The sequence below is a fragment of the Priestia filamentosa genome (genome assembly GCF_900177535.1).
Lineage (GTDB): Bacteria > Bacillota > Bacilli > Bacillales > Bacillaceae_H > Bacillus_I > Bacillus_I filamentosa.
In genome coordinates, this window is record NZ_FXAJ01000022.1 from 1 (window position 1) to 7,666 (window position 7,666).

Consider the following 7,666-nt stretch of genomic DNA (forward strand, 5'->3'; position numbering starts at 1 on the left):
CGGATAAAAAGAAGGCTTGAGCCGTATGACGGGAAATCTGTCACGTACGGTTCTTAGGGGGGCGGGCGCTCGTGAGAGTGCCTGCCTACCCGACTTAACTAATTCTCCCTAAATGACTTTTAATAAAAAATCCTTTTTTTACCAATGATGAAGAATTTTCTTATTTATATAACTAAGGAATATATTAGTAATCTGTCTAATTTTATGAACTACTGTACATATATTTTAATTTGAATTCATCTCTATTCCTTGATAGGGTAAGGCATATAAAGGATATTAGGTAGAGATACAGGAAATTATCCACATACCTGTAACGAACTTTATTTTATTTACTTCAGCAAATAAGATAGGAGAATTTATGATGAGTAAGAGATCAAAAAGGATTAGTTTAGTTTTTCTAGGTGTCATTGTCCTTTTTATATTGGCAATGACATGGTTTTATCCCTATTCATTCTTTAGTATATATAAAACATATTCTTATCAACCTGATTCTGTTATGACTAAAGAGTATAAACAAGACGTGGACACCTTTAAACAAACATCCCAAATACATTTTAAAAATGATTTAACAAGTAAAAGAACCAAGGATATACTCGAGATATTTGAACAGGATTGGTTAACACATGAAAAAAAGTCAAAAATGAGTATACAAGAATTAGATACCTTGTTACTTGGGGTAAAGGAAGCAAGAGTCACATTGTTAGACCTTAGTACCCAAGAAAACTACTCAAGAAAAGAGAGAGAGTACCTCGTTGATAGTATTAAAAGTTTAATAGAGCTTGAAGAAAAGATTAATGACATAAGGAACGGTGAGTCCAAATCTAGGAGAACGCTTAATACACAATTCCATAATCTCCATACAAGTTTTATCAGTAACTTTAAAGCCTTTACTACTTTCTATCAAGTAACTCAAGAACAATAGTATCTTTGTTGAGAGGAAAGCAAAATAGAGATTTAAATATCTTAAAACAAACAGTCTGGTAAGATAAAATGATGTAAAAAGAAAAAGCACAAACTCGTTATTACTGAACAAGTTCGCGCTTTTTTTACTCCCTCGAATTTCTGTTATATGAGCTAACCTTGAATTAAATTGGTTTATCTGTTCTCAAAATAAATGAACTTAAGGCAGGAACCGTAACTTTATTATCATGTATAGTGTAAAGAACCTTATCTCCTGCGCGTTCCCCATCTACTAGTACTTTCCAAGGCCCTTGTGATGGAAGGGTAATTTCCACAGGTTCTCTATTAGCATTGTGAGCAACCATAAGATATTTGGCTTTATCCATATTCCCTTTGCCATCTATTATATAAGCTATAGTATTTTTTGGACTGTCAATAAACGTTAGGTATTTTTTGATTTGTTCAGCTGTAGTCATACGAAAAGCTGGGTGATTTTTACGTAATTCTATTAAGCCTTTCATATAGCCTACTTCCTTATCAAATGTTGCACGACGTTTCCAATCCATTTGGTTGACCGAATCAGGGGATTTGTAACTATTATGATCCCCGCCCTTTGTCCGCATGAACTCTTGACCTGCATGTAAGAATGAGGTTCCCTGTGATGTTAATACAATGGAAGAAGACAACTTGTGCATTTGTTTACGTGTTTTTTCGCTGTCATTTGGGTTAGTTAACTGCAGCTTATCCCATAATGTATGATTGTCATGAGCTTCAACATAGGTTAAAACCTGTTCAGGATCTTGATAGGTAGCAATGTCCTTGTTATAATCAATTCCACCCATGACTCCTTTCTTTATTCGTTCCTCTAAATTTTGTTTCCCATTTACAAAACCCTTATCATAATCGTAAAATACCCTGCCCTTTAAACCATCGCGAATATCATCATTAAAATGAGCAATTCCTTCCATTTTCTCAGCATTTTTTTGGTTAGCCTTTAATTCAGGGGAAAGGGGAGTGTTTAAATCCCATCCTTCTCCATGAAGAATAATAGAAGGATTAACTTTATCGATAGCTTTACGTATATGGTTCATGGTTTCAACATCGTGAATTCCCATCAAATCAAAACGGAACCCATCTAAATTATACTCATCCGCCCAATAAGTTACAGAGTCCACCATAAACTTCCTCATCATCTTCCGTTCAGAGGCTGTATCATTCCCTACACCAGTCCCGTCTGCGAGTGAGCCATCGTCATTGTAACGATAGTAATAACCTGGTACTAATTTTTGGAGATTAGACCCAGCAACTTCATACGTATGATTATAAACTACATCCATTACTACACGAAGGTCGTTATCATGGAGGGTTTGGATCATTTGCTTTAATTCTGTAATTCGAACAGTCGGATCATAAGGATTTGTAGAATATGATCCTTCTGGTACATTGAAATTTTTCGGATCATAGCCCCAATTATATTGGGGTTCATTTAACTTTGTTTCATCTACTGAAGCATAATCAAATATGGGTAAAAATTGAACGTGAGTAACCCCTAAGTCTTTAATATGATCGAGCCCCGTCTTCACGCCTTGAGGACCAGTTGTTCCTTTCTCTGTTACGCCAAGATACTTTCCTTTATGCTTGATGCCACTTTCCTTCTGAATAGAAAGGTCACGTACATGTAACTCATAAATAATAGCATCTTCTGGATTTTTAAACTTTGGTTTTTTATCTTCCTTCCATCCCTTTGGATTTGTTTCGTCTAAGTCAACGACTGCACCTTTGTCTCCGTTAACAGATGCAGCACCTACATAAGGATCAACAGCTTCAGTCCATTTATCACCAATCTTTACCTTATACGTGTAAAAAACTCCTTTATGATTTCCTTTTAGTTTTACAGCCCAAGTTCCTTTTTCACCTTGTTTCATCGGAATCTCCTTGCCATTATGATCGTCCCATTCTGTATATGTAACCAATCGTGCTTCACTGGCAGTAGGAGCCCAAAGACGGAATTTAGTCTCCGATGGGGTGTATACATTGCCTAAATCATTGCCATCATAATAAAATAATTCATCAAATTTTTTGCTACTAAAAACTTTATCGGGTTCAGCTGTTACTGTACCGTAATTTTTCATTTTGACTGTATATGTCTTTTTTAAATCAAATTCTTGTTCGGTAATCACTTTAATCTTATTTGTAAGGTTCCCATCAGTCGTGCCGAAAGGGCTAACTTCCTTAATTTTAACATCGTTAATTTCAATTTTTTGTGTGTCAATATCAAATGGAGCATTAGTAGTTATCGTCATTTCATTAAAATTATCGATTGTAGCTCTTTTAATGGATGGGTCAAGCTGAGTACTATCAGTAATGGCATGGGTATTGTCGTTAAAAGTGAAGGTAACTGCTCTTTCTTCGGTTAAATTTAGTTTAATGTTTCCCCCACCTAGAACCCCCTTATCACCATAGTTTTCATCCCAAGTTCCCTCAGTGGCAATTTTGTATTCATATTTTCCTGGGGGAAGTGTGCCCGTAAAACTATATAACCCATTTCCTTGGTAATCCATTTGGGTTATTTTAGAAGATGTATCCCAATCTTTATCATTCCCTAATTCTGTTTGCAGGGTACCAACAAGGACGACCTGTTTTGGGACGGATTCTGCCCCTACATGACTTGTTAATAGTCCTGAGAATAAGGGAATAATTAGTCCCAATATAGTAACTAGTGTCCATGCTGTTTTCTGCTTAACTTTCATAAAAAATCTCCTCCTTTTTTTTTATCAATTAGCGCAATCGTTTGCACAAATTTCTAAAAGTCAGTCTTTATTGTAGGAATAAATAAAGATACAGGTTATGAATCCGTTTTCAATATTTGTTATCAATAGTTAATTATACTTTTTTTTGCAAGTAAATCAATAGAATAATAAACAATTTTCATACTATTCAAATAAATATTAATATACATAGCAATCAAAGGGAGATTGGCGAATAACATCGGAAAATAAATTTCTCTAATTAAATATTACTCCTAAAGATTATTTAAATAATGATTCTGAATTAATTCATTTTGAAAAGTAAAAACTTTAAGTATAAAATCGTTCCTAAAAGTATATATAAATAAAAAGAAAAAGCGCAAACTCGTTATTACTAAATGATATGATCCCCTTATAGTAGACAGAAAAAAGAGAGCCCTTTATTCTATCTACTACGGAGGGGATTTTTTTATGGGTAAAACTAATAGAACGTATGACCTAAAAACGAAGAGAAAAGCAGTAGACTTATATCTGAAAGAAGAAATGGGGTATAAAACGATTGCGAAGGAGTTAGAAATTGATGTTGCCATCCTATATAGATGGGTGAAGCACCTTCAAGCTGAGGGACTAAAAGGTCTCAAAGAAAAACGTGGAAAAGCAAAAGGGGTTGGTAAGGGAAGATCAACTACTCAACCTGAAACAACAGAGACCAAACTGAAACGATTGGAAGCAGAAAATGCACTCTTAAAAAAGTTCTTAGGAAAATGAAAGGAGGAATGGAAGAACGACCAGCACGGGAGAGATATAAGGGAATTCAAGAGCTCACACATCAATATCCTGTTCAACTCTTGTGTGACCTAGCTCGTGTCTCTCGGAGTGGGTATTATAAATGGATCAAACGACAAACAAGCCTTTCTCCCAAACAGTTAGAGGATCAAAATATCCAGGAAAAGATCAGAGAATGTCATACAAGAATGAAGGGGATTTATGGGTAGCGAAGGGTCTTAATCTGGCTAAGAGGTGTGTACAACTTACATATAAATCATAAACGTGTACAGCGCCTCATGCGTAAAATGGGGATTCGTGCAGTTATTCGGAGAAAGCGTCCTTACTATGGCCAAAAGGAGAAGTATGTTGTTTCACAAAATCATTTGAACAGACAGTTCAAAGCGTCACAGCCAAATGAAAAATGGGTAACGGATATCACGTATCTTCTATTTCAAGGAAGAAAGTTATACCTCTCTGTCATTAAGGACTCATACAACCACGAGGTTGTGGCTTATCAGATGAGTCACAGAAATGATCTGCAGCTTGTCATGGATATTCTTAAGAAAGCTCGCAAGAACCGGAATGTACAAGGCGTTCTTCTGCACAGTGATCCAGGATTTCAGTACACATCCCATCAATATAACAATGCCCTTAAAAAATATAAGATGAAAGCCAGTATGTCTCGAAAAGGAAACTGTTGGGATAATGCAAGTATGGAAAACTTCTTTAGCCATCTTAAATCAGAGTGTTTCCGTCTTCGTTCCTTCCATACAACAAATGAGGTAAAGATCGCTGTAGCGAAATACATTCATTTTTACAATCACGAACGCTTTCAGAAGAAATTAAATAACCTGAGTCCATATGAATATAGAACTCAGGTCGCTTAGGGTTGCTTTTTTACTGTCTACTTGACAGGGGTCACTTCAAAACGAGTTTGCGCTTTTCCTACTCTCTGGAACATGTTTTATGTAAACTAAAAGTACATCTCCTATACACTTCTTTACACTCCCTACATTAAATGCTTTTCGAATACATAAGAGAACTAAGAAAAGTTCGAACTCCAAAGACTTTTTTCTTTTTTCTTAAGGCTGTCTATATACGGAAACTGAACCACCATTTACGGAGAAATTGCCCCATCCATCACTATTAATCGTGACACTATTTGTGGAATTACCTGTAATATCAGTCCATGTTTCACCTGCATTTCGCTTTCCTACATACATCCACTTGCTTCCACCAGGACCATCACTGATAAGAGTTGCTAATCCTGAATTTGCATGAGAAGTATCCCCTTCTCTAGTCCAACCTATAACATCAGGATGATCAATGTAATCATGCTGCATTCCATAAGCATATATTTTACGTGCTTTTAATAAAGGATCTAATCTACTTCCTTGAGGTGTAATTTCATAAGAGGTTGATCCCTTTGTACCATAATAATCACCATAGAAAAGTGTTGGATATCCTTGTGATCTAGTTAGAGTAAAAGCATAAGCAAGAGGTTTAAACCAACTTTGAACTGTTGATTCTAGTGCTTGTCCAGGTTGTGTATCATGATTTTCTACTATCGTTACAGCCTTCGTTGGTTGTGAAGCCACTAGAGTGCCATTTAATATATTTCTCATATCATAATTTCCACCACTGTTAGAAGCCTGTTGAAAGTTATAGTGTAATGGAACGTCAAAAGCCGAGTGATTGTTTCCGCTTTTTGCTAAATAATTTTCAATTGCTCCTAAATCATTCTGCCAATACTCAGCTACAGTAAACATTTCTTTACCTGTACTATTCCTTACACTTGAAACCCATTCGCCTAAATACGAATGCTTTATGTGCTTCACAGCGTCTAAACGAAACCCATCAAGTTTTAGTTCATTAGCATACCATTTCCCCCAATCCTTCATCTCTTGTTGAACTTCAGGATGATCAAAATCTACATCCGCATACATGAGATAATCATAATTACCATTCTCCGAAGATACTTCCCAATCCCAACCTTTCCCTGTTCCACGAAATTTAAATATACCACTTTTGCTTCTGGATTGATCCCAATCTACTCCATCAAAGTGGTACCAATGCCAATTAAAACTCGAATATTTATTATTTCTCCCTGGAAAATTAAAACCTGTCCACGCTTGAATTTGACGTGGTCCTGTGGTTTCATAGTTTCGGTTATTAGAAGCAACTTCAACTGCATCTACGTACTGAGTATAATCTGCACCACCTTTATGGTTCATAACCACATCCCCATATACTTGAATGCCTTTCGAATGTAGATTAGTTATTGCACCTTGCAGTTCTGCTTTTGTTCCATATTTTGTTCTTGTTGTACCTTTTTGATTAAATTCTCCTAAATCATATAAGTCATACGCTCCATACCCAACATCATTCTGTGATGATCCCTTATAAGCCGGCGGTATCCATACAGCTGTTACACCGATATCCTGCAAGTGAGAGGCGTCCCTGTTCAAGTTATTCCAATGTTGTCCATCATTAGGTAGATACCATTCAAAATACTGCATCATTGTACCATTAGTATCTGCGCTGGCGTTTGTTGTCCCTAAAGTACTTGCAAATAAACCAACAATAGTTAATGAAGCTACCAATCTTCTTATTAATTTCATAACACATTCCTCCCTAAATTAATAATTAACTAGCGCAACCGTTTGCACAAGAAAGCGAGCTTTAATCTTTGTCATAAAACTCCATTTCCACCTCTTTCTTTAACATATTTGCTTAAATAAAATGCAAGCGATTTCAAAGTGAGTATAGCACAATTAATATGATTCTAGTACAAAAATTTCAGCTGACTTGAAACTAATTTCTAAATCTTATATATACTGATATTGCGACTCTCAGAGAAGGGGTGTGATTTTTGTTTACGGAAGTAAACAAAGTCGTAAAGAATGTTGCATCAGCTATGCAACGTTTACGTGTAGAATTTGAAACATAACGTTTCATTCACTCAATAAGATATTGAAATAAAAAAGAATGAGATTTTGAAGAGCAACTCATGCTATAAAAGAAAATCGATACATCGTAATGAGCCACGATGTAAGAAGGAATTAAGATTGGATTAAGGCAGAAAGCCCCCTCAAATATTGAGGGGAGTGAAGGAATTTTTACAGAAGTCCAATGGTTATCCCCTTTACTTCTTACAATCAACATTATGGTGCGACAAGAAGTCGCTTTTATATAGTGTGGCTCACGCCACTAGTTTAGACGCAAAAACTATCCCTGTCCAAAACTGCGTG

The 7,666-nt window shown here is 35.8% G+C and carries 5 protein-coding genes and 2 pseudogenes; 4 read left to right on the plus strand and 3 right to left on the minus strand.

What is annotated here, in order from left to right:
* The first annotated feature begins 361 nt into the window (after positions 1–361).
* The gene (locus tag B9N79_RS25555) at positions 362–922 is read left to right on the plus strand and encodes a hypothetical protein (protein WP_046218227.1); all 561 of its coding nucleotides are present in this window, start codon (positions 362–364) and stop codon (positions 920–922) included.
* Positions 923–1,085: 163 nt separating this feature from the next.
* On the opposite strand, the pseudogene pulA reads toward B9N79_RS25555, so the two are convergent.
* Together pulA and B9N79_RS27010 are read right to left on the minus strand one after the other, a co-directional pair.
* Positions 1,086–3,245 (minus strand): annotated as a pseudogene (pulA, locus tag B9N79_RS25560) (type I pullulanase); the annotation flags it as partial.
* Between the two features lie 33 nt (positions 3,246–3,278).
* Positions 3,279–3,650, minus strand: a pseudogene (locus B9N79_RS27010) (pullulanase X25 domain-containing protein); the annotation flags it as partial.
* A gap of 468 nt (positions 3,651–4,118) precedes the next feature.
* On the opposite strand from B9N79_RS27010, the gene B9N79_RS25565 reads away from it, so the two are divergent.
* The 3 genes from B9N79_RS25565 to B9N79_RS25575 are packed head-to-tail and all read left to right on the plus strand — an operon-like array spanning position 4,119 to position 5,302.
* Positions 4,119–4,415, plus strand: coding sequence for a transposase (locus B9N79_RS25565; RefSeq protein ID WP_046218229.1), 297 nt, complete (start codon positions 4,119–4,121; stop codon positions 4,413–4,415).
* 8 nt (positions 4,416–4,423) lie between these two features.
* Positions 4,424–4,642, plus strand: a complete 219-nt coding sequence (locus B9N79_RS25570; RefSeq protein ID WP_239695523.1) for a hypothetical protein — start codon at positions 4,424–4,426, stop codon at positions 4,640–4,642.
* Between the two features lie 12 nt (positions 4,643–4,654).
* Complete coding sequence (locus tag B9N79_RS25575) at positions 4,655–5,302, plus strand: IS3 family transposase (protein ID WP_108745574.1); 648 nt, start codon at positions 4,655–4,657, stop codon at positions 5,300–5,302.
* A 195-nt stretch (positions 5,303–5,497) separates the two neighbouring features.
* On the opposite strand, the gene amyS is transcribed toward B9N79_RS25575, so the two are convergent.
* Entirely contained in the window at positions 5,498–7,036 is a 1,539-nt protein-coding gene (gene amyS, locus B9N79_RS25580) for an alpha-amylase (RefSeq protein ID WP_046218230.1), read from the minus strand.
* Positions 7,037–7,666: the final 630 nt, after the last annotated feature.

Bases quoted from the DNA above. Each gene is read 5' to 3' on its own strand.
- B9N79_RS25570 (WP_239695523.1), top strand. From the start codon at position 4,424: ATGGAAGAACGACCAGCACGGGAGAGATATAAGGGAATTCAAGAGCTC.
- B9N79_RS25565 (WP_046218229.1), top strand. From the start codon at position 4,119: ATGGGTAAAACTAATAGAACGTATGACCTAAAAACGAAGAGAAAAGCA.
- amyS (WP_046218230.1), bottom strand. From the start codon at position 7,036: ATGAAATTAATAAGAAGATTGGTAGCTTCATTAACTATTGTTGGTTTA.
- B9N79_RS25555 (WP_046218227.1), top strand. From the start codon at position 362: ATGAGTAAGAGATCAAAAAGGATTAGTTTAGTTTTTCTAGGTGTCATT.